Annotated in this window: 17 protein-coding genes; 9 read left to right on the forward strand and 8 right to left on the reverse strand. The window is 45.3% G+C overall.

Annotated elements, in window-relative coordinates:
- The first annotated feature begins 118 nt into the window (after positions 1 to 118).
- The 3 genes from malE (at position 119) to malG (ending at position 3868) form a co-directional block, all read left to right on the forward strand.
- Positions 119 to 1318 carry a maltose/maltodextrin ABC transporter substrate-binding protein MalE gene (gene malE / locus AAC853_RS06145; protein WP_340613974.1) on the forward strand — a complete coding sequence of 400 codons (1200 nt, stop codon included), beginning with the start codon at positions 119 to 121 and terminating at the stop codon, positions 1316 to 1318.
- 90 nt (positions 1319 to 1408) lie between these two features.
- Positions 1409 to 2965, forward strand: coding sequence for a maltose ABC transporter permease MalF (gene malF / locus AAC853_RS06150; RefSeq protein WP_340613975.1), 1557 nt, complete (start codon positions 1409 to 1411; stop codon positions 2963 to 2965).
- Between the two features lie 12 nt (positions 2966 to 2977).
- Positions 2978 to 3868 carry a maltose ABC transporter permease MalG gene (malG, locus tag AAC853_RS06155; RefSeq protein WP_189759082.1) on the forward strand — a complete coding sequence of 297 codons (891 nt, stop codon included), beginning with the start codon at positions 2978 to 2980 and terminating at the stop codon, positions 3866 to 3868.
- Between the two features lie 189 nt (positions 3869 to 4057).
- Here malG and malQ read toward each other — a convergent pair whose 3' ends face one another.
- A complete protein-coding gene (malQ, locus tag AAC853_RS06160) occupies positions 4058 to 6193 on the reverse strand; it encodes a 4-alpha-glucanotransferase (protein ID WP_340613976.1) in 2136 nt (711 codons plus the stop codon).
- Between the two features lie 9 nt (positions 6194 to 6202).
- Positions 6203 to 8647 (reverse strand): maltodextrin phosphorylase, encoded by a 2445-nt coding sequence (gene malP, locus AAC853_RS06165; protein ID WP_340613977.1) that lies wholly within the window; start codon positions 8645 to 8647, stop codon positions 6203 to 6205.
- A gap of 472 nt (positions 8648 to 9119) precedes the next feature.
- Here malP and malT point away from each other — a divergent pair, with 472 nt between their 5' ends.
- From malT to AAC853_RS06195, 6 genes are all read left to right on the forward strand, one after another.
- Entirely contained in the window at positions 9120 to 11834 is a 2715-nt protein-coding gene (gene malT, locus AAC853_RS06170; protein WP_340613978.1) for an HTH-type transcriptional regulator MalT, read from the forward strand.
- Between the two features lie 236 nt (positions 11835 to 12070).
- Positions 12071 to 13324, forward strand: coding sequence for a class-III pyridoxal-phosphate-dependent aminotransferase (locus AAC853_RS06175; RefSeq protein WP_340613979.1), 1254 nt, complete (start codon positions 12071 to 12073; stop codon positions 13322 to 13324).
- On the forward strand, positions 13318 to 14379 hold the full coding sequence (locus tag AAC853_RS06180) for a zinc-dependent alcohol dehydrogenase (protein WP_340613980.1): 1062 nt from the start codon (positions 13318 to 13320) through the stop codon (positions 14377 to 14379). Before AAC853_RS06175 ends, AAC853_RS06180 begins: the two co-directional genes overlap by 7 nt.
- A gap of 25 nt (positions 14380 to 14404) precedes the next feature.
- Complete coding sequence (locus tag AAC853_RS06185) at positions 14405 to 15061, forward strand: HAD family hydrolase (RefSeq protein WP_340613981.1); 657 nt, start codon at positions 14405 to 14407, stop codon at positions 15059 to 15061.
- Positions 15062 to 15160: 99 nt separating this feature from the next.
- Positions 15161 to 16312, forward strand: a complete 1152-nt coding sequence (locus tag AAC853_RS06190; protein WP_338884157.1) for an MFS transporter — start codon at positions 15161 to 15163, stop codon at positions 16310 to 16312.
- A gap of 14 nt (positions 16313 to 16326) precedes the next feature.
- Positions 16327 to 16923 (forward strand): DUF1349 domain-containing protein, encoded by a 597-nt coding sequence (locus AAC853_RS06195; RefSeq protein ID WP_338884158.1) that lies wholly within the window; start codon positions 16327 to 16329, stop codon positions 16921 to 16923.
- A 128-nt stretch (positions 16924 to 17051) separates the two neighbouring features.
- On the opposite strand, the gene thiH is transcribed toward AAC853_RS06195, so the two are convergent.
- Genes thiH through thiC form a run of 6 tightly spaced genes read right to left on the reverse strand, consistent with a single transcriptional unit; the run spans position 17052 to position 22588 of the window.
- Positions 17052 to 18176: a 2-iminoacetate synthase ThiH gene (thiH, locus tag AAC853_RS06200; RefSeq protein WP_338804300.1), complete on the reverse strand. Its 1125-nt coding sequence runs from the start codon at positions 18174 to 18176 to the stop codon at positions 17052 to 17054.
- Complete coding sequence (locus tag AAC853_RS06205) at positions 18173 to 18943, reverse strand: thiazole synthase (protein WP_273570655.1); 771 nt, start codon at positions 18941 to 18943, stop codon at positions 18173 to 18175. The genes thiH and AAC853_RS06205 overlap by 4 nt, the downstream gene beginning before the upstream one ends.
- A 19-nt stretch (positions 18944 to 18962) precedes the next feature.
- Complete coding sequence (gene thiS, locus AAC853_RS06210; protein WP_273570657.1) at positions 18963 to 19178, reverse strand: sulfur carrier protein ThiS; 216 nt, start codon at positions 19176 to 19178, stop codon at positions 18963 to 18965.
- A complete protein-coding gene (locus AAC853_RS06215) occupies positions 19175 to 19960 on the reverse strand; it encodes a HesA/MoeB/ThiF family protein (RefSeq protein ID WP_340613982.1) in 786 nt (261 codons plus the stop codon). Before AAC853_RS06215 ends, thiS begins: the two co-directional genes overlap by 4 nt.
- Complete coding sequence (gene thiE, locus AAC853_RS06220) at positions 19954 to 20628, reverse strand: thiamine phosphate synthase (RefSeq protein WP_273570661.1); 675 nt, start codon at positions 20626 to 20628, stop codon at positions 19954 to 19956. Before thiE ends, AAC853_RS06215 begins: the two co-directional genes overlap by 7 nt.
- The gene (gene thiC, locus AAC853_RS06225) at positions 20612 to 22588 is read right to left on the reverse strand and encodes a phosphomethylpyrimidine synthase ThiC (RefSeq protein WP_338884162.1); all 1977 of its coding nucleotides are present in this window, start codon (positions 22586 to 22588) and stop codon (positions 20612 to 20614) included. The genes thiE and thiC overlap by 17 nt, the downstream gene beginning before the upstream one ends.
- Positions 22589 to 22611 lie beyond the last annotated feature (23 nt).

Raw genomic sequence — 22611 nt, forward strand, 5'->3', positions numbered from 1 at the left:
TATGAGGCGTAGAACAGGGGAGGATGAGTCTTTTTTACATTGATTGCACACTGGTGCCATTTTATCACAATGTAACAAAGATAATTATCTTAAACTAACAAATGAAAAAGGCGGAATGATGACCAAGAAAATTTTAAAAGTAGGGACTCGTACCCTGATGCTTTCCGTTCTAACAACATGTGTATTGTCTGCTTCGGCTTTTGCAAAGCCGGAAGAAGGAAAGTTGGTTATTTGGATCAATGGTGATAAAGGTTATAACGGACTGGCACAGGTTGGTGAGAAATTTGCAAAAGAAACGGGAGTTCCTGTCACTGTCGAACATCCTGACAAGCTGGAAGAGAAATATACCCAGATTGCAGCCAGTGGAGATGGGCCGGATATTATTTTCTGGGCACATGATCGCTTTGGTGGCTATGCCCAGTCAGGATTAGTGGCTGAAATCACGCCTGATAAGTCATTTATTGATAAGCTATTTCCCTTTACATGGGATGCCGTTCGTTATGACGGAAAATTGGTCGGATACCCTGTCGCAGTTGAAGCTCTTTCTCTTATCTACAATAAAGACTTGATTAAATCTCCGCCCAAAACTTGGGAGGAAATCCCTGCCTTAGATAATGAGCTGAAAAAGCAAAATAAAAGCGCAATTATGTTCAATTTGCAGGAACCGTATTTTACTTGGCCGCTGATTGCTGCTGATGGTGGATATGCCTACAAGGCAGAAAACGGGACTTATAATGTTAAAGACAGCGGAGTGAATAATGCGGGTTCTAAAGCGGGGCTGACATTTCTGGTTGATTTAGTCAAAAATAAACACCTCAATGCTGATATCGATTACTCCATCGCCGAAGCTGCCTTTAATAAGGGCAAAGCAGCAATGACGATTAATGGTCCCTGGTCATGGGCGAATGTCGATAAAAGTAAGATCAATTACGGCGTTGCGCTATTACCAACCTTTAAAGGAAAGCCCTCCAAACCTTTTGTGGGTATTTTAACGGCGGGAATTAATGCGGCCAGTCCTAACAAAGAGTTAGCGAAAGAATTTTTGGAAAATTATCTACTTACCAATGAAGGTTTGGCAACGATGGATAAAGATAAGCCGTTGGGGGCTGTGGCTTTGAAATCCTATCAGGAGATCTTGGAGAAAGATCCACGTATTGCTGCCACGATGGCAAATGCCCAAAACGGCGAAATTATGCCGAATATCTCCCAAATGAGTAGCTTCTGGTACGCCATGCGTAGTGCTGTTCTTAACACAATCAGTGGGCGTCAGACAGTAGAGGCTGCTCTCAATGATGCTGAAGCGAGAATGACAAAATAAACGAATGACAGGCTCCTGAGTTTGAGGAGCCTTCGCCCTTATTGTGATAGGTGTTGGATAATCACAGTTGTTGGTAACAGGAAGTGCAAGATGTCAGCGACATTAGAAAAAACAGTATGGTGGCAGCATCCTGCCCTGAAATGGTTTGCTGTAGGTTTTTGCCTACTTTTTACAGGTTATCTGGTTGTGCTGATGTATGCACAGGGAGAATACCTGTTTGCTATGGTGACACTGGTATTATTGGGAAGCGGTATCTATGTTTTTTCCAACCGGAAGGCGTATGTTTGGCGCTATACCTACCCTGGAATTGCTGGAATAGGGATATTTATACTATTTCCGCTTATTTGTACGATTGCTATTGCTTTTACAAATTATAGCAGCACCAACCAATTGACGTTTGAACGTGCCCAAACAGTATTAATGAGCCGCCATTATCAGAGTGGAGAGCCATTTAATTTTAAACTCTATCCGGTATCTGAACAGTGGGTTTTGGCGTTGAGCGTCCCCGATAGCACTCACGTATTGATCTCTGAGCCTTTTTCTCTTGCGGGAACGGAAGAAATTATTCTGCCTCTCCATGAGCAGGCGGAAAAATTTGAAGGCAATGTTGCGACATTGCGTACTATTACTCAGTATCGGCAGGCATTGAACCAGTTGGTCGTTGTTCTTCCTGATGGCAGTAAACTGAGAATGAGTTCCTTGCGTCAGTTCTCTGCTATAAATCCTCTTTATTCCCTTGATGAAGATGGCGTTACGCTGACCGATAACCAAACAGGTATAAGATACCTGCCGAATATGGATACGGGGTTCTACCAATCCATTAATGCTAAAGGAGAATGGGATAAGGAAACGTTAAGCCCTGGATTTACTGTTTCTATTGGTTGGAAAAACTTCTTACGGGTGATACAGGATGAAGGTATCCAAAAACCTTTCCTGTCCATTTTTGTCTGGACCGTGGTTTTCTCCCTACTGACAGTGGTATTGACGGTAATATTGGGGATGATTCTCGCTTGTATTGTACAGTGGGAAGCGCTTAAAGGACGAGCAATTTACCGTGTACTGCTTATTTTGCCCTATGCTGTTCCCTCGTTTATTTCCATTCTGATTTTTAAGGGATTATTTAACCAGAGTTTTGGTGAAATTAATTTGGTGCTAAACGGGTTGTTTGGTCTTAAACCAGACTGGTTCACAGATCCGACACTAGCTCGAACTATGTTGATTATTGTAAACATGTGGTTGGGCTATCCCTATATGATGATTCTTTGCATGGGGTTGCTGAAATCTATTCCTGATGATCTTTATGAGGCATCAGCGCTTGATGGTGCAGGGCCATGGCAGAACTTCACCAAAATTACTTTTCCATTATTGATTAAGCCATTGACTCCGTTAATGATTGCCAGCTTTGCTTTTAATTTTAATAACTTTGTTCTGGTTCAACTGCTAACTAATGGTAAACCTGATCATATTGGTACATCGACACCGGCGGGTTATACCGATCTTTTGGTGAATTACACCTACCGTATCGCATTTGAAGGTGGTGGTGGACAGGATTTTGGTCTGGCTGCCGCAATTGCAACATTGATCTTCTTATTGGTGGGGGCATTAGCCATCATCAATTTGAAAACTGCCCGCATGAAATTTGATTAAGGAGGAAAGAAAATGGCGATGGTACAACCAAAATCGCAACGATGGCGGGTATGGGGGACACATATATTGATGCTGGCTTTTATTGCCCTGATTTTGTTCCCCTTGCTGATGGTCATTGCAATTTCTTTACGTCCGGGTAATTTTGCTACGGGTAACCTGATCCCAGATACCATTTCATGGGAACACTGGAAGCTGGCATTTGGTTATAGCGTGGAATCTGCTGATGGACACGTCATGCTCCCCCCATTTCCGGTCATGCAATGGCTTTGGAATTCTGTCAAGGTTGCCTTGATTACTGCCACTGGTATTGTGGCATTATCAACGACGTGCGCTTATGCATTTGCTCGAATGCGCTTTCGTGGAAAAAGTACCTTACTCAAAGCGATGTTAATTTTTCAAATGTTTCCGGCGGTACTTTCTTTGGTGGCACTATATGCCTTGTTTGATCGATTAGGAGAATATATTCCTTTCCTTGGTCTCAATACCCACGGTGGTGTGATTTTTGCCTATTTGGGTGGAATTGCTTTGCATGTATGGACGATAAAAGGTTATTTCGAAACGATAGATCGTTCTCTGGAAGAAGCCGCTATGTTGGATGGAGCGACATCGTGGCAAATTTTCCGTTTGATACTGTTGCCACTTTCTGTACCTATATTGGCGGTGGTATTTATTTTGTCGTTTATTGGCGTGATCACCGAAGTACCTGTTGCATCTCTGTTATTACGTGATGTGGACAATTACACGCTGGCGGTGGGAATGCAGCAATACCTTCACCCACAGAACTATCTCTGGGGGGATTTTGCGGCGGCGGCTGTGCTTTCTGCTATCCCTATCACGGCAGTCTTCTTACTTGCCCAACGTTGGTTAGTCGGTGGATTAACGTCGGGAGGTGTGAAAGGCTAATCCTCTCCCCCAATCATATTTATCTATACGCATTAAACTTCAAATTGTAATTTACAACACTTTATTAAATCTGATTTCTCCCCGCGAAGCGGGGAGAAATCACACGCATATTGAAGTTAGATTGGTATAGATATGATTGGGGGTGTTTCTTGCTACTTGGCTACATATAGCTGTGCGCTGAGTCAGTTATTAACCCTGTTTTCGGCACTCTCCAATTGTTTTTAACAAGTCATTGATATGAGCATCCGCAAACATCGTTTCCAACGTGGAGGTCAGTTTTCGTCGCCAGTTGGGATACTCCTCTGTTGTGCCAGGGATATTAACGGGACGTTCCATATCCAGCCAATCTTCAGGTTGTAATCCTAATAAGGCACAGGCGCTATGGGCTATATAGCGATGTATGCTTTGATTTATAGCATGTGACATCGGATGTTCAGCTGGTGCCTGTGATATTGCTCCCTGCAATGGGGAGAGGGTATCTGTTTTGGGCGATAAATAGCCGTGACGATTTAAACTGGCTAATAACGCTTGCTTGCAGCGTTTGCGTTCCGAATATAAATCAGCAAGAAGAGCTTTATCAGGGTATAAACCGATGGAGTCCCCTAAAGTGAGATCTTCATTTTGCCAGAATCCACGTAAGGTAGGTAAATCATGGGTAGTAATAGTTGCCATTGCTTGCACGGGATATTCATCGGGGGAACGGTATTCACCTTGCTCATTGCGTTCGAAATAAAATACCTTATAGGAATAAACACCTCTGTCCCGTAACTTATCGACAATTTCTGCCGGTACGATCCCCAAATCTTCGCCTATCACCAGGCAATGATTGCGCTGGCTTTCTAATGCCAATATTGCCAGCAGATCGTCAACTGGATAATGGACATAAACGCCTTTATCGGCAGTTTCTCCTTGTGGTATCCACCAGAGTCTGAGCAATGACATCACATGATCGATACGCAATGCACCGCAATGACGCATATTGCTACGCAATAATTCAATGAAAGGTTGATAGGCTTGCGCTTTTAATACATGGGGATTCATTGGCGGTAGCCCCCAGTTTTGTCCCAGAGGCCCCAGAATATCGGGTGGTGCTCCGACGGATGCCTTAGTGCAATAGATGCTTCGGTTACACCAGGTTTCTGAACCCCCTTGCGCTACTCCAACGGCAAGATCACGGTAAATGCCAATTGGCATGTGGTGGGTTTGGCTGGTAGTGAAGCACTCGGCAAGCTGGGTATCAGCCAGCCATTGTAGCCAAAGGAAAAACTCTATCTCCTGTGGATATGAATGGCAGAATGCCTTAACTGCGTCATTTTCTGGTTCACGGTATTCTTCCGGCCATACAGGCCAGCCCCAATAAACATTATTTTCCCCATATAACTTATGGTGAAGGGCATCATAAGCAGCTTGATAATAAAGATTTTTGCCTCCTTTGGTTACAAACTGTTGGAAAGCGATCTGTTGGGGATCATCGCCAGAACGGTGCTTAAATTGCGGATAAGTCAGACGCAATGCAGCCATTTTTAGAGACATGACTGTGGTGTAATCAACCCATTCCGCCTGGCGGGCTTGCTGGAGTTTGGATTGTGTTTCCGTTGAATGCCACCACTTTTGTGCTTCGATGCTATAACTAAAGTCTTCTACTTGGTGCACGGCAATATAGATGATATTGAGCCAGTGGCGAGAAGATGGACTGTAAGGGCTGGCATTTTCCGGCATTGCGGGATATATGGCATGAAGAGGATTTAGGCCAACAAAGGCACCACCACGCTGTGCCAGTTCTTGCAGCATATATCTCAGATCACCAAAATCACCAATTCCCCAGTTATTTTCCGATCGCAGGGTATAAAGCTGAGCACAAGCACCCCAAAGTTTTTCCCCACGTGTTATGGCATCGGGTTCGTAACAACGTTCAGGGGCAACAATAAGTTGTATAACGTATTGCCGAGAGCCAGTTTCTGGTTTTTCCTCCAATATCAGGTTCAGCGTGTGGTATCCCAAAGGGAGGTTGGCGGGCAACGTGAGTTGATGTTGGCAGTGGCCATGAAATATCTCCCCTTGTTCAGTGTGTATTTGCCACTGGTAATTATTTGTATCTTCCAGAGGCAGGGTTATCCTTTGTGCCTGAATAACCACCTTAACATTAGGTAGGGGGGAAGCATGTAAATGAGAAACCGGCCTCCCGACCGGTATATCTGTATTCATGGCTTCCAATATTCGATGCCTGATTTCAGCGGGGATCGCCTGGGGTTTTCCATAGGCATTAATATATTCGCTGACAATGCCGGCCTCAGTTGCCAATTCATTGAGGCAGTTTTTTTCCATACTAAGCCCTTATTTGGTTTGCCAGATACGTTGTTGATAATCCTGAATAGCGCGATCAGAACTAAAGTTACCCATTCGAGCGGTATTGAGTACAGTACTGTACGTCCAGCCTTGGGTATCGCGATATCGAGCATCAATTTGCTTGTGAGCGTGGCAATAAGAGGCAAAATCAGCCAGAACTAAATAAGGGTCACCACCGTCAGTCAGGCTATGTAACATAAGATCAAATGCGTGCGTATCTCCGTGGCTGAATTCACCCTTAGCAAGGGAACCAAGGATATCTTTCAGGTGCTGATCCTGTTGAAGTATATCTTGCGGATTGTAGCCACTGTTTAGTAAAGCCTTAGCCTCTTCTACGGTCTTACCGAAAATAAAGATATGGTCGTTTCCAACTTGTTCGGCTATTTCGACATTCGCACCGTCCAGTGTCCCAATGGTCAGTGCGCCGTTTAAGGCCAATTTCATATTACCTGTACCAGAGGCTTCTTTGCCTGCTGTAGAGATTTGTTCTGACACATCAGCTGCCGGGATCATCAATTCCGCGGCGGAAACATTGTAATCGGGGATAAAGGCAATTTTGATGCGATCACGGACAAGCGGATCATGGTTGATTTTTTCGGCGGCATGATTGATGGCAGAGATAATATTTTTCGCCAGATAGTAACCGGGAGCCGCTTTGGCACCAAACAGGAAAACACGAGGATGAATATCCAAGGCCGGATTTTCCTGGATTTGTCGATAAAGTGACAAGATATGGAGTAGGTTCAGATGCTGACGTTTGTATTCATGCAGTCGTTTTATCTGTATATCGAAAATGGCATGGGGATCAATTTTGAGTCCCATGACCTTATTGACATAGTTGGACAAGCGAATTTTATTGTTTTGCTTAACGGTTCGATAGGTGTCACGGAAGGCAGCATCATCGGCATAAGGTTCGAGTTGTTTTAAGGCGGCAAGATTATTTACCCATTCCTGACTTAATGTTTGGTCAATTAATGAAGAGAGTGCAGGGTTGCACTGTTTTAACCAACGACGTGGAGTTACCCCATTAGTCACATTGTGGAATTTAGTTGGCCACAATTGATGATATTCAGGGAACAGATCGGTCACGATCAAGGATGAATGCAGGGCTGCGACTCCGTTGACGGCAAAGCAAGCGACAACACACAGGTTAGCCATTCTGACTTGATTGTCATGGATAACTGCCAATTTTTCCCAGACTTGTTGGTTATCAGGCCAAATTTGTTCTACGGTTGTTTTAAAGCGTCGGTTAATTTCCTGGATGATGCGATGATGGCGTGGCAGAAGCTCACTCATCAATTGTTCATCCCAACGTTCCAAGCCCTCTGGTAGCAAAGTATGGTTGGTATAGGCGAAAGTTTTTCCTGTGATTTCCCATGCGGTTTCCCAACTTAATTGGTATTCATCAAGCAGAAGACGCATCATTTCAGGGATTGCGATAGTGGGGTGGGTATCATTCAGTTGGATAACTTCGTATTGTGCTAGCGCTTCTATTTTTCTCCCTGCCTGTTGGTGGCGGCGCAGAATATCTGCCACGGCACAAGCACACTGAAAATATTGTTGCATCAGGCGCAGTCGCTTACCTGCCTGATGATTATCATTTGGGTAGAGAACTTTGGTCAGGCTGGCGGCTTCAATGCCTTGCTGTTCGGCATGTAGGAACTGCCCATCATTGAAGAGTGACAGATCAAAGGGGTTATCGTATGTGGCCTGCCACAACCGAAGTGGCTGGGTTACGCCATTGTTATACCCAATCACGGGTAAATCCCAGGCTTCACCAATGAAAGTAAATGCGGGGAGCCACTTTTCATTGCCATCGGCCGTTGTCACGATTTCGCCACCAAAATTGACGCTCACTTTTAATTGCGTGTTATGGCGAAGCCACGGATAGGAACCACGTTCCCAATCATCAGGCATTTCAATTTGTTGCCCTTTTTTAAAGGACTGGCGGAAAAGACCATACTGATAATTAAGACCATACCCAATGGCAGGTTGGTTGAGTGTCGCCATTGAATCGAGAAAACAGGCGGCTAATCTTCCTAGTCCACCATTACCCAATGCGGGATCGGTTTCTTCTTCCAGCACGTCACTCAAAATGATGCCATATTCTGCCAGATAAGACTGAATATCGTCATACCAACCAAGATTCAATAAGTTGTTGGCTGTCAGTCGGCCTATCAGAAATTCCATCGAGATATAGTTCACGTGGCGTTGGTTGTCACAGGATGGATTAGCATGGCTTTGCTGAGTGGATAGGGGGAGTAATTCAGATACGGCGGCACTGATAGCCTGCCACCACTGATGTGGCGTCATTTCCTGAGCTGAGTTGAGACCGAAATATTGCCATTGGCGTGTGAGCGCGGCCTGAAATAAGGCTTTATCGAGTTTCGGGTTTTTATCTAATGCAGATGTTTTCAATGTAGATAGTTGCATGGCGTTGCATCCTGTCACTAACTGAGGAAAGTTTGGTGAATTATTTACAGGGATATGCTGAAGGTTAGTGGCTTGGGAAACATCATCCCGTGAAAATATTCGCGGGGGAGGAGCGCAAGGGCGTAGCTATTTCTTTCGAGCTTTTTCGCAATTTCATAGAAAAATAGCAAGGTTGCAAGCAAAGAATGTGACAAGGTGCAATTTAACACAATGAAATTAATCAACTTGTTTGCAAAAGATGGGCGTTTCTCTACATTTGTTGGTCGTAAAGGAATGTTAATGTGTAAGTGACTTAATAGTGTCAAACAGAATTCAGGTATTAGTTTTATTCGTATAAAACTTCAAGTTGCAATTTACAACACGCTATGAAGCCTGATATCTCCCCGCTTCGCGGGGGAGATATCACATGCATCTTGAAGTGAGATTGGTATATTCGTTGCTTTTATGCATTACGTGTGAGGGGAGAAATTTAATGCTTATCCCATCGAAACTCAGTCGCCCTCTTCGACTCAATAATATGGTTATGCGGGAGCGCCTGTTGGAAAAGTTCAATGAAATTCAGGATCATCGACTGGTATTGATAACCAGTCCCGCAGGGTATGGCAAAACGACCTTGATGTCACAATGGGCTGCCGGACAGGAACATCTAGGATGGTATTCTCTTGATGATAGTGATAATCAGCCAGAACGTTTCGCTAGCTATCTGATTGCAGCCATTCAGCAGGCAACGCAGGGACACTGTGTGAAAAGTGAGATATTGGCCCAGAAACATCAATATGCCAGTTTATCTGCACTGTTTGCGCAATTATTTATTGAACTTAGCGAATGGCAGCAACCGATTTTTCTGGTGATCGATGATTATCATCTGATCGTGAATGGGACTATTCATGAAGCAATGCGCTTTTTTCTCCGCCACCAACCCGAAAATTTAACATTAGTGGTTCTGTCACGCCATTTGCCCTCGTTGGGAATTGCTAACTTACGTGTGCGTGAACAGTTATTGGAGATTGATAGCCAACAGTTGGCTTTTGATTATCAGGAAACCCAGCAATTTTTTGCCAAGCGGTTAGCCAATCCATTGGCGCCCGAACACTGCGAACAGTTATGTAATGACGTTGCTGGGTGGGCAACGGCCTTGCAACTGATTGCCCTTTCTGCCCGTCAATCCGGTAATACGACTGAAAGTTCAGCAAAGCGCCTTGCGGGAATTAATGCCAGTCATCTTGCTGATTACCTTGTGGATGAAGTGTTAAATCGAGTGGATCAGAAGACGCGGGATTTCTTGTTGCATAGTTCTATCCTGCGTTCCATGAATGATGGATTGATTAATTGCCTGACGGGAGAGGAAAACGGTCAGCAACGTCTGGAAGACATTGAACGGCAGGGGTTATTTATTCAGCGAATGGATGATTCTGGTGAGTGGTTTTGCTTTCATCCTTTGTTTGCTTCATTTTTGCGCCAACGTTGCCAATGGGAAATGGCAGCAAAATTGCCCGAATTACATAGAGCAGCCGTGCAAGGATGGCTGATGCAGGGGTATCCAGGGGAGGCGATTCATCACGCCCTGGCAGCAGGAGATACTATCTTGTTACGGGATATTTTATTGCAACATGCCTGGGAGTTATTTAACCACAGTCAACTTTCCCTATTGGGGGAGTGTATGAATGCACTGCCGTATGAACAGTTACTGGAAAGCCCTCGCCTGGTACTGTTGCAAGCGTGGTTGGCACAAAGCCAGCATCGTTACTATGAGGTAAATGCATTATTGAATCAGGCAGAGCAATCACTAAAGCAGAAGCAAATCGCCATAGAACCGGAATTACTGGCAGAGTTTGATGCTCTGAGAGCGCAAGTGGCGATGAATGATGGGCGCCCCGCTGATGCCGATGTTTTGGCCGAAAAGGCGTTAGCGAACTTACTTCCAAATAATCAATATGGCCGTATTGTGGCGATGTCAGTAAAAGGAGAGGTATTGCATTGCCATGGTCAGTTGGTCAGCGCATTGGCATTAATGAAGCAAACCGAGCAGCTTGCCCGCCTTTGTCATGTTTATCACTATGCTTTATGGGCGTTATTGCAACAAAGTGAAATTTTACTGGCACAAGGTTATTTGCAAGCGGCTTATGATACCCAGTCCCATGCTTTTGATTTAATCCGTGAACAGCATCTGGAACAGTTGCCGATGCATGAGTTTCTATTGAGGATCCGTTCACAACTTTTATGGTGTTGGGCCCGTATTGATGACTCAGAAGAGGCCGCGCGTCAAGGGTTGGAAGTGTTGGCCAATTACCAGCCACAGCAGCAATTACAGTGTTTTACCCAATTGGCGAAATGTTCTTTGGTTCGGGGTGATATTGATAACGCTCGCCGTTACTTGACCCGTTGTGAAAATTTACTGAGTAATGGGCAGTATCATCGCGATTGGCGAACGAATACTGACGAGTTGCGTGTCATTATTTGGCAGACTTTGGAAGATAGCAATTCCTTGACTCAATGGTTGGTACAGGCAGAGCGACCAGAGAGTTTCTGTAACCATTTCAATCAAAACCAATGGCGCAACATTGCACGGGCAAAAATCTTATTAGATCAGAATGAGGAAGCCGAATCTATTTTGGTGAAACTGAATGAATATGCCAGAAAATTGGCATTGGTCAGCGATTTGAATCGTAATCTTCTGTTGTGTAATTTGCTTTATTGGCAGCTTGGGCGTAAGGCAGAGGCTCAGGATGTTTTGATCGAAGCCTTGAATTTGGCTAACAGTACAGGCTTCATCAGCCATTTTGTTATTGAAGGTGAGTTGATGGCATTGCAATTGCGCCAGCTTATCCAACTGAATATCTTGCCTGAAATGGAACAACATAGAGCTCAGCGTATTCTTCGGGAAATCAATCGACAGCATCGGCATAAATTTGCTCATTTTGATGAAACGTTTGTAGAACAATTGCTCTCTCATCCTGACGTACCTGAGCTTATCCGTAATAGTCCACTTACTCAGCGTGAATGGCAGGTGTTAGGGTTAATTTATTCTGGTTACAGCAATGATCAAATTGCTACAGAACTGGATGTCGCAGCGACCACGATAAAAACCCATATACGTAATTTATATCAAAAAATGGGAATTGCTCATCGGCAAGAGGCGATTCAGCAGGCCCAGAAATTAATGCGAATGATGGGATTAGGGGTTTAGTTATTAATTGCTAAATGTGATTTGTCCTGCATTTAATATAATTAATCGCTATTAATGAATAACTGTATGATTTTTCAAATTTAAATTAAATTTTAAATTTACTTAATATTTTTTATGGCATTTTCGTGATCGAAATCCAATTTGGATGTGCTTAATCTATTCTCATCACAGTAAGTAGGGTTCTTCGTTGTTTTATATAACGAGTCGTTTAATGTAACTAATAGTGGTGAGTCATTATGGAAAATAAAAACCATCTTGAAAGCATGCTTTCTCGTTTTATCGGTCATGGCCCTTATTTGATCATTGATGGTGAAAAATATATTGACGCGGCATCGGGAACTTTTAATTTGCCGCTCGGCTATACAAATCATCGGATTGCAGAAAAACTCAAACAACAGATTGATAGATGTACACATTTAAGCTCGGCTTATACACGTGAAATGTCGCAATATATTTTAAGTAAATTAATTAAATATACACCTGAAGGCGTCGATCGCATCTGGCTGCGAGATGTTTCTGGCTCGGGGGCCGTTGAATGTGCTATCCGCATAGCGCAAAAATCAACGGGACGCTCAGGCGTTATTTCACTTTTCCTTGCTCATCATGGGCAATCTCTTGCTACCGCTCAAATTTCTGGCAATGCATTCAGAATTAAAGACTTCCATATAACTATTGATGGTTCAATAAAAATTCCTACGCCAACCAGTGTCCTGGCAGGGCAATCGCAGCCGAGCGAAGAACAATTTGTCGATTTAGAACAGTTTATTCAATTAGGCTCTAATGACAATATTGCATGTCTGATTATTGAACCGATTCAGGGGAATGGTGGCAACATGGTTTTCCCTGTGGCTTTCTACCGGAAGCTTAGAGAAATCTGTCACCAGCATGGCATTATCATTATTGCGGATGAAGTACAAACAGGTTTTGGCCGTACAGGTACGTTCTTCGCATCGACGGGTTATGCCAAAGAATTGGAACCAGATATCATCGTCTTTGCCAAAGGTGCAGGGGGTGTCGGTATTCCAACAGGGGGGGTATTGATGCGTCATTCACTGGATATCCTGGAATCATTCGAACATTCCAGTACCTCTGGTGCTAACCCGCTCTCTTTAGTTGCCCTCAATGAAATCATCGACATTATTGAAGATGATCACGTTTTGGAAAATGTGCAGCAAAATGAAGCCTATCTGCGTGATGGTTTATTGAAATTACAGGAGCAATATCCCGAAATCACGGGAGTGAGAGGTGTGGGATATATGTATGGTTTTGATACACCAAACCCAGATTTTGCAGCGCAGGTGATCGCTACTGCTAACCGTCATCACTTGATCTTGCGTGGCTCTCGTTATGGTAAAGGCAAGGCAATCAAAGTTCGCCCACCACTGATTTGTACACAGGAGCATTTGGCAGAAATTCTCCATAAACTGGAACTGACTTTCTCAGAACTAACCACTCTCGCACAGATACATAAGGAGGCGGTATCATGTTAGCACTTAAATATCATCAAACCTGGGATGTTGAAATTCAGCAAGTTGAACCTTTATCTTGCACTGAACCCGATGATGTTGTCGTTGATATTGCAGTGTGTGGTATTTGTGGCACGGATGTGGGCATTATCACGGGTGCTTATCCTGTTGCAATTTCAGGAACTACTTTGGGGCATGAAACCACTGGCGTGGTATCCCAAATTGGCAGTGGTGTTACTCAATTTCAGGTGGGTGATCGTGTTGTTGTTAACCCAACTTACTTTTGTGGGCATTGCCGCATGTGTCAGACAGGTAGTCCTAACCATTGTGAGAGAAAACTGGGAACAGAAGCCGGAGTTTCTTATGATGGCGCGTTCGCAGAGCAATATTTGGCAAAAGAAAATTTGCTTATCAAGCTGGATGATCATGTCAGTATGGAGGAAGCCTCACTGACTGAACCACTAAGCTGCACAATAACTGGCGTGGATAAGCTGGGGATCTCTCATACTCATATTCGTGCGGCAGTGGCAGGTGCTGGCCCGATGGGGATGCTGTACATTTGGGCGTTGCATGAGCGGGGTGTAAAAGCCTTTATGGTCGAAAAGAATGAAAACCGAATCCAGTTTGCAAGAGATAATTTGCCGCCGGAATGCCGGTTGTATTCTGACTTTAATGAAGCATTAATGCAGGAATATGGTGATACGTCAGCCCTGATTGATTTATGTGTGGATACGACGGGGCAGTTGACTGAATATATTTTTGATCATCTGGCACCGGGTGGAAAATTATTAAATGTTGCGCTGAAAGATAAACATGCCAATTTGGATATTATGAGAATTGCAGATAAAAGTCTTTCAGTAATAGGTTCCATTGATTCCCTGAATAATAGTTTTGAACGTGCCTATGCCATGATCCGGGATGGTGTAATCCCCGTTAAGCGTTTTATCAGCCAGATTTTTGATTTCAAAGATTACCAACAAGCTTTTCTGACTGTCGGCTGTGATATTGCATCGAAAACACAAGTTCCTCTCAGTGCACCAAACTGCAAGGTATTAATTCGTATTTCTGATCTAAAATAATGGATTATTTTGAAGGACGACTTCGATGAATAGATGCAATGTTATTTTTGATATCGACGGAGTTATTGTCGATAGTGAACAACTGCATTTTGATGTATTGCTTGATGTCTTAAGTAATGAATTAGGAGAACAGGCACCTACTCAAATAAGTAATATCCAACCTCAGCAATTAATTGGACTAAGTTTGGTGGAAACCTTAGATAAAGTTGGTGTCCCTCCCGTAATGCATCAAGATATTACCGAGAAAATTATTTCGCGTTACCAGGAAAAATTGTCTGTACGTTATTTGCGTCCCGGAGTTACTGACTTAATTGCCGCCTTACAACAAGATGGCACTAACTTTGGATTTGTTTCTACCGCGCCACGTAATGTGTGTCTGGCCAATCTTAGTTTGTTGGATCTCCATGAACCACCAGCTTTGATTTCTGGCGATGATGTGGAAAGAACTAAACCCTTCCCTGATCCTTATTTGGCTATGCTGAAATTGAAAAAGATGGATGTTCAGCAAACGTTGGTGATTGAAGATACCGATTTGGGGATCGCGGCGGCAAAGCAGGCGGGTATTCCGTGGATATATGCCTGGCCCCATGCATTGTCAGTAGCAGAGCAGTATGAACAGGCTTCCTGTGTTATTGAGAAATTAATGGATATTCCCCAGTTTTCAGGAACAAATATAAAGTGATTTTTTATTGAAGACCACTATTTGGCGCTTTCCGCCAGAACGCGTGGAAAGCGTTGTTTTAAAGGGTATGGTTTGAAGGAATAGTTTGGAGGAGTCAAATTGTCTGAAGAATATGCAGTCTCTTCAATAAAGCAGCCTATTATAGCAACGCGAATTTCGTTTTTTATTGCAGGATTCAGTATTGCGAGTTGGGCACCACTGATCCCATTGGTGAAGGAACGACTGGGTCTGGATGATGGTTCAATGGGGCTTCTGATACTGGTGTTTGGTATTGGTTCTTTCATTATGATGCCAATAGCGGGAATGTTGGCTACTCGCTTTGGTTGCCGGAAAGTTTTTACCTTTTTTGCCTTGTTAGCTGTTTTGATATTACCGGGATTAAGTGTGTTCTCAGCCCCGCTGACATTGGCTTGTGCTTTGTTTGTCTTTGGAATGGGAATTGGGGCGACAGATGTGGTGATCAATATCCATGCGGTCAATATTGAGAAAAGAGTACATCAACCGATTATGTCGGGTTTTCACGCATTATTCAGCCTGGGGGGAATTGCGGGAGCCGGTACTGTCAGCCTATTGTTGTTTTTGGGGATCTCACCCTTTCAGGTCACCCTCGCCGTAGGGGTATTCGTTATCCTGTTATTGTTGCCAACATGGAATGGCATGTTGGATAACGCCGAAACGGAGGAAACGCCATTTTTTGCCTTGCCTCGTGGCATTGTTACTCTGATTGGTTCTCTCTGTTTTGTGGTTTATTTGATGGAAGGCTCCATGCTGGATTGGAGCGGGATTTTATTAAGTAGTGTGCATAATATGAGTAGCCATCAGGCAGGTTTTGGTTATACGCTGTTTGCCATCACCATGACTGCGGGGCGATTTTTGGGTGATAAAATTATTGCAACATGTGGATATCGGCGCGTATTTTTAGGCAGTGCGATTTTGGCGACGTCAGGTTTTGTCCTGATCTATCTGGCAACCAACACGATCCAATTGGGAATTTCTTTCCTGATGATTGGGGCGGGGTTATCCAATTTGGCGCCAATGTTTTTCACTGCTTCAGGCCAGCAGAAGGTAATGCCTGATGCGTTGGCAGTTTCTGCCGTTTCTACGATGGGATATTCAGGGATTTTGCTTGGGCCGGCAATTATTGGTGGTTTGGCACATCAGGTAACATTGCATGGTGCTTTTGCCTGTATTGCTGTGCTTTCCCTTTCATTGTTAGCGGGATATGGTTTGATTAATCCCACCAGAAAATAACAGGGTAAATATTGATGAATTTGCAGCAATGCCATTGGTTGAATGAACCTGCTTTATGGCGGTGTCAGGATAATGAACTTCATGTCACGACAGACAATAAAACCGATTTCTGGCGTGATACATGGTATGGTTTTCAGCGTCATAGTGGTCATGTATTTGGTGGCTATGTTGATGATTTTAAACTTGAAGAAGGTTTTACTTTCCAGTTTTGTATCGAAGGCCAGTTTGAACAATTATATGATCAGGCTGGTGTTATGTTGTTGGTGGATGAGCAACATTGGCTAAAAGCGGGCGTTGAACATTCTGATGGACAGGCAACTATCGGCAGTGTATTGACAAATGGCTGTTCTGACTGGGCTATGGGGATCTTTCCCGGTAATCCAGAGAAGTTTTGGCTACGGCTGACTTACCAGGATGGGGCTATCAGGTTGCAGTATTCTACAGATGGGGTGACATGGCCGTTACTGAGATTGTCTCCTTTTACCGTTGACAGTCAGCGGATTTTTGTCGGGGCGATGTGTTGTTCACCAGAACGTGAAGGATTGCAGGTGAGGTTTTCCGATTTTAGTCTCACGTCATCGTTGAAAAAGCACCTGCATGATTTAAGTTAGCCTTCTATTCGTTATCACCATAATGTGCATCTTCCTGCACATTAATGGTTCTTTTGCCTATGTATGGTCATATTTTTGCATCTTATAAGAAGGTATGCCGCGATTGCAGCATACCCAAATACTTAAAATTATCGGCCTAGATAATTGTCCCAGTCTTTCCAGACAGGCTGTAAACCCGATTTAATCAAAGATTCAGCGACCTGAAAAACAGAACGATTGTCGTGGGGAGCGAATTGTTCCAACTCGTGGTGCTCATCGGCATAACCGCCTGGCTGGGTTTTTGAACCTGCACTGATATTGTTGATCGCGAGAGGGACAACGTGATCACGGAAAAAGGGGGATTCACGAGTGGACAGGGACAGCTCTACATCCGGTGCCAATAGGCGAAAAGCGCAAATCAGTTGTACCAGTTCAGCTTCATTCATTAAAGAAGCGGGTTCTATGCCACCTGCACAGGGGCGCAGGCGTGGAAAAGAGATGGAGTAACGGCTTTTCCAGAACTGTTTTTGCAGGAAAAAAAGGTGCTCAGCCACCATATAACAATCTGCTCGCCAATTGTGGGATAACCCAATCAAGGCGCCTAGCCCAATCTTGTCAATTCCCGCCCGACCAAGGCGTTCCGGCGTTTCTAATCGCCAATGAAAATCCTGTTTTTTGCCTTTCAAATGATGCAGTTGATAACTGGGTTGATGATAGGTTTCCTGATAGACCATCACGCCATCCAATCCCAATGTTTTTAGTTCAGCATATTCCTCTTGTGCCAGTGGCTGGACCTCCATTGAAACAGAGCTGAAATGGCGGCGGATCAGGGGAAGGTAGCGACGAAAATAATCCATGCCAACTTTGTTTTGGTGTTCCCCTGTGACCAACAGAATATGCTCAAATCCCCGTTTTTTCAGCGCGAGGCATTCCGTCTCAATCTCCTGTTCATTGAGTGTCTTGCGCTTAATGTGATTGCTCATGGAGAAACCACAATAAGTACAGTCGTTGGCACACAGATTGGAAAGGTAAAGTGGGATAAAAAATCCCACGGTATTACCAAAACGCTGGCGAGTCAGTTGTTGTGCACGTTGGGCGAGCGGTTCAAGATAAGGCAGTGCAGCCGGAGAGAGCAGGGCCATAAAGTCATCCAGCGTCAAGCGCACATTGTTTATTGCACGTTCAATGTCCCGTGATGTTTTACTGTTGATGCGTAGGGTGATGTCATCCCAATCCAGTTGTTGCCAGTGTTGGCTGAATGTTCGGTTTGTCATAGTACCCCCAGAAAATCGGTCAGTGGGCTGGAAGCCTCAGCATGGGATTTCTGGCTGGCAACGCCTGCCTGATGTGAAAGTTCGCCGGCTTCAATGGCAGCTTTGAATGCCTGCGCCATCTTAACGGGATTGCGGGCAACAGCGATGGCGGTATTAACCAGCACAGCATCCGCCCCCATTTCGATAGCGGCCAGCGCATGGCTCGGTGCGCCGATCCCGGCATCTACAACAACGGGCACGTTAGCCTGTTCGATGATGATTTGTAAAAAATCGCGGGTCAGTAATCCCTTATTGGAGCCGATAGGGGCGCCCAATGGCATCACGGCAGCGCAGCCGACTTCTTCCAAGCGGCGGCACAGGACAGGATCAGCGCCGCAATAGGGCAGAACAATAAATCCTTCTTTAACTAGCTGTTCCGCCCCTTTTAATGTCTCAACGGGATCGGGCAGCAGGTATTTTACATCGGGGTGGATCTCCAATTTTATCCAGTGAGTTCCCAATGCTTCCCGTGCCAGGCGAGCGGCGAAAATAGCTTCCTCCGCTGTTTTGGCGCCAGAGGTATTGGGTAGCAGTTTGACACCCAACTGTTGCAATGGGGCAAGAATGCCATCGTCATTATTGCCGTGGAGATCGAGGCGTTTCATTGCCATTGTGACCAGTTGGCTGCCAGAGGCGCGGATCGCGTCGATCATTAATCCTGCATTGGCAAATTTGCCTGTTCCGGTAAATAAACGGGATTGGAAGATGGTATCTGCAATTTTTAACATAAATTAACCTCCGGCAATATCAGCCACCCGCAATGGCCTGAAACAGCAAGATAGTATCCCCGTCATTAATCTGATGGGTTTGCCATTCTGAACGCGGAATAATGGTTTGATTGATAGCCAACGCAGTACCTGATTGCGGGCGTTCTATATGTTCCAGCAATTGATGTTCCAGAAATTGTTGCACCGTCATGGGCGCATTCAGTGTCACTGGTTGATCGTTGACGATAATGTTCATGCGACTTCTTTTCCTAACCGTTTTTTATCGGTTTGTCTGGTAGCGCCACAAATTGGGCACTGTGATGAACGGGTAAGCTGTAATGTGCTCCAGCTTTGCTGTTTGCCATCAAATAGCCGGAGTTTTCCGTTTAAGGGAGAAGAAAGACCCGCCAGCATTTTTATGGCTTCCAGTGATTGCAAGGTGCCGATGACTCCAACAATAGGGCCTAAGATACCGGCTGTCCGACAATTTCGGTGGGGTTCTTCTTGGTTAGGATAGAGGCAGGCATAGCAACCGTGCTGGTAAGGGGGAGTCAATACCATTAATTGTCCACTAAAGCCGACGGCACTGCCGCTGATAAGTGGTTTGTTTTCTGCAATACAGGCGGCATTGATGGCATGGCGAGTTGCCATGTTGTCACAGCAATCTAATACCAGATCGACTTGACTGACAGCATTAACCAAAGATTTCCGATCTTGCCGCTCAGCGAGGGCTGTGATATTGATTTGCGGGTTTAACTCAGCCAGTTGTTTTGCGGCTAATTGGGCTTTGTTGGCCGGAATATCTGCGGTGCGATAGATAATCTGGCGTTGCAGGTTTGAGATATGCAACTTGTCATCATCTGCCAGATAAAGGTTTCCCACCCCCGCTGCCGCGAGATAGAGCGCAGCCGGTGATCCTAATCCACCCAAACCGACAACCAATACCTTGCTGGCTTTTAATTTCTCTTGCCCTTCAGAACCTATGTCTTCCAGCAGTAATTGGCGACTGTAACGCATAAATTCTTGATCGTTTAACATAAAAGCCTCCGATCTTGCCCTTCAACCAGATGAAGTAGCCTGGCTGTTGCTTGTCGCCAATCTTTCGCTTTTGTAATGGCACTGACCAGTGCCACACCACCGACTCCCGTTGCCACCACATCAGGCACTCTTTCCAGAGAAATACCGCCAATGGCGACGGTAGGATATTCTGGGGTGATCTCGACCTGATGTTTGAGTGCGGCAAGTCCTTGTGGTGACGAGGGCATCTCTTTCGTGGTAGTGGGAAAAATATGCCCTAGTGCGATATAAGAGGGGCGCAGGGATTTTGCCCGCGCCAGTTCTTGTTGATCGTGGGTCGAAATGCCCAGACGCAACCCAGCGTGCTGGATGGCATTGAGATCGGCGATATCAAGGTCTTCCTGTCCCAAATGAACGCCGTAGGCATGATGCTTGATCGCCAGACGCCAGTAATCATTAATGAATAATCGGGCATTATATTGGTGACCGAGGGCAATGGCGGACTGAATAGCTTTCTCTACCTGTTCTTCCGGCTGATCTTTGATGCGCAATTGCAGGGTTTTGACTCCAGCTTCCAGTAACCGCTCAATCCACATGAGGGAATCCACTACCGGATAAAGCCCCAAGCGGTGCACTGTGGGGGCAAAGGGGAGTTGTGGCAGCGTTGAGATATCAGGCTGATTTTTCACGCGTCACCTCCTCAGCACTGTGATAGAGTTCGCTGCCACGCGAACGGAAGGCTTCTGACATCTGTTCCATACCGGCTTCCTGTTCCAGTTTTGCTGCATAGTCGCGCACATCTTGTGTGATTTTCATTGAGCAGAACTTTGGCCCACACATGGAACAGAAGTGGGCAACTTTGCCGGATTCCTGCGGTAAAGTTTCATCGTGATAGGCGCGGGCGGTGTCAGGATCAAGTGCCAGATTAAATTGATCTTCCCAGCGGAATTCAAATCGTGCCTTCGACATAGCATTGTCACGGATTTGTGCACCCGGATGGCCTTTGGCAAGATCTGCCGCATGGGCTGCGATTTTGTAAGTAATCAGGCCCTGTTTGACATCTTCCTTGTTGGGCAGGCCGAGGTGCTCTTTGGGGGTGACATAACACAACATGGCACAGCCAAACCAGCCAATCATGGCGGCGCCAATGCCAGAGGTGAAATGGTCATAACCTGGGGCAATATCGGTCGTCAATGGCCCTAAAGTATAAAATGGGGCTTCGTGGCAATGTTCCAGCTCTTCCGTCATATTACGGCGGATAAGTTGCATTGGGATATGCCCAGGACCTTCAATCATGACCTGAACATCGTATTCCCATGCGATCTTGGTTAGTTCACCAAGGGTATGCAGTTCGGCAAATTGGGCTTCGTCATTGGCATCCTGAATTGAGCCAGGACGCAATCCATCCCCTAAAGAGAGGGAGACATCATAGGCCGCGCAAATTTCACAAATTTCACGGAAGTGGGTGTAGAGGAAATTTTCTTGATGATGGGAAAGGCACCATTTCGCCATAATTGAGCCGCCACGGGAAACAATACCAGTCAGACGTTTGGCGGTCATCGGTACATAACGCAGCAGTACACCAGCATGGATAGTGAAATAATCCACCCCTTGCTCGGCCTGTTCCAGTAAGGTATCGCGGAACATTTCCCATGTCAGGTTTTCTGCAATGCCGTTGACCTTTTCCAGTGCTTGATAAATCGGTACAGTCCCAATGGGAACCGGACTATTGCGCAAGATCCACTCGCGGGTTTCGTGAATGTAGCGTCCGGTGGAGAGATCCATCACGGTATCTGCACCCCAGCGGGTAGACCAAATCAGCTTTTCCACCTCTTCTTCAATGGAGGATGTGACGGAGGAGTTACCGATATTAGCATTGACTTTTACCAAGAAATTGCGACCAATAATCATCGGCTCAGATTCAGGATGATTAATATTGGCGGGAATAATCGCGCGGCCGGCAGCAACTTCCTGGCGGACGAATTCGGGGGTAATGTTTTCCGGTAAGTTGGCACCGAAACTTTGCCCTGCATGTTGCTGGCGCAAGACTTCACTACGAATGCGTTCGCGCCCCATATTTTCACGCAATGCGATAAATTCCATTTCGGGTGTCACGATCCCCTGGCGTGCATAGTGCAATTGGGTGACTCGCTTGCCATGCCTGGCTTTCAGTGGATGCGGGCGATGGTGAAAACGCAGGTGATCCAATCCGGCATCGGCAAGGCGTTGTTGGGTAAAATCGGAACTGAGGATTGAAACAGGTTCGGTATCATTGCGTTCATCAATCCACGGTTGGCGGATCTTAGACAACCCCTTTCTTACATCCAGTATGGCAGCAGGATCGCCATAAGAGCCGGAAGTGTCATAAACGGGAACCGGTTCGTTTGCCTCAAATTGGGGATTTTCTTTCGTGCCACCAATGAATGTGGGAGAAAGTTGGATCTCACGCATAGGAACCTGAATATCTTGACGTGAGCCTTCAAGGTAAATGCGTTTTGAGTTGGGAAAAGTAACCCCTTGAATGGAATGGATAAACGCTTGTGCCGCATCTCGTTGAGCCTTACGTGGTCGTGCTGGATGGGCTTTAGGCGAGATATCAGCCGTTGGAATAACAGTATTCGAAATAACGATATTGTTGGACTTAGACATAGCAAATTCCTGACCGTGTTATC

It is taken from the genome of Xenorhabdus thailandensis (genome assembly GCF_037996785.1).
Taxonomy (GTDB): domain Bacteria; phylum Pseudomonadota; class Gammaproteobacteria; order Enterobacterales; family Enterobacteriaceae; genus Xenorhabdus; species Xenorhabdus griffiniae.

What these genes read in the sequence shown, in the direction of transcription:
- malE (WP_340613974.1), top strand. Translation starts at nt 119, where the DNA reads ATGACCAAGAAAATTTTAAAAGTAGGGACTCGTACCCTGATGCTTTCC.
- malF (WP_340613975.1), top strand. Translation starts at nt 1,409, where the DNA reads ATGTCAGCGACATTAGAAAAAACAGTATGGTGGCAGCATCCTGCCCTG.
- malG (WP_189759082.1), top strand. Translation starts at nt 2,978, where the DNA reads ATGGCGATGGTACAACCAAAATCGCAACGATGGCGGGTATGGGGGACA.
- malQ (WP_340613976.1), bottom strand. Translation starts at nt 6,193, where the DNA reads ATGGAAAAAAACTGCCTCAATGAATTGGCAACTGAGGCCGGCATTGTC.
- malP (WP_340613977.1), bottom strand. Translation starts at nt 8,647, where the DNA reads ATGCAACTATCTACATTGAAAACATCTGCATTAGATAAAAACCCGAAA.
- malT (WP_340613978.1), top strand. Translation starts at nt 9,120, where the DNA reads ATGCTTATCCCATCGAAACTCAGTCGCCCTCTTCGACTCAATAATATG.
- AAC853_RS06175 (WP_340613979.1), top strand. Translation starts at nt 12,071, where the DNA reads ATGGAAAATAAAAACCATCTTGAAAGCATGCTTTCTCGTTTTATCGGT.
- AAC853_RS06180 (WP_340613980.1), top strand. Translation starts at nt 13,318, where the DNA reads ATGTTAGCACTTAAATATCATCAAACCTGGGATGTTGAAATTCAGCAA.
- AAC853_RS06185 (WP_340613981.1), top strand. Translation starts at nt 14,405, where the DNA reads ATGAATAGATGCAATGTTATTTTTGATATCGACGGAGTTATTGTCGAT.
- AAC853_RS06195 (WP_338884158.1), top strand. Translation starts at nt 16,327, where the DNA reads ATGAATTTGCAGCAATGCCATTGGTTGAATGAACCTGCTTTATGGCGG.
- thiH (WP_338804300.1), bottom strand. Translation starts at nt 18,176, where the DNA reads ATGACAAACCGAACATTCAGCCAACACTGGCAACAACTGGATTGGGAT.
- AAC853_RS06205 (WP_273570655.1), bottom strand. Translation starts at nt 18,943, where the DNA reads ATGTTAAAAATTGCAGATACCATCTTCCAATCCCGTTTATTTACCGGA.
- thiS (WP_273570657.1), bottom strand. Translation starts at nt 19,178, where the DNA reads ATGAACATTATCGTCAACGATCAACCAGTGACACTGAATGCGCCCATG.
- AAC853_RS06215 (WP_340613982.1), bottom strand. Translation starts at nt 19,960, where the DNA reads ATGTTAAACGATCAAGAATTTATGCGTTACAGTCGCCAATTACTGCTG.
- thiC (WP_338884162.1), bottom strand. Translation starts at nt 22,588, where the DNA reads ATGTCTAAGTCCAACAATATCGTTATTTCGAATACTGTTATTCCAACG.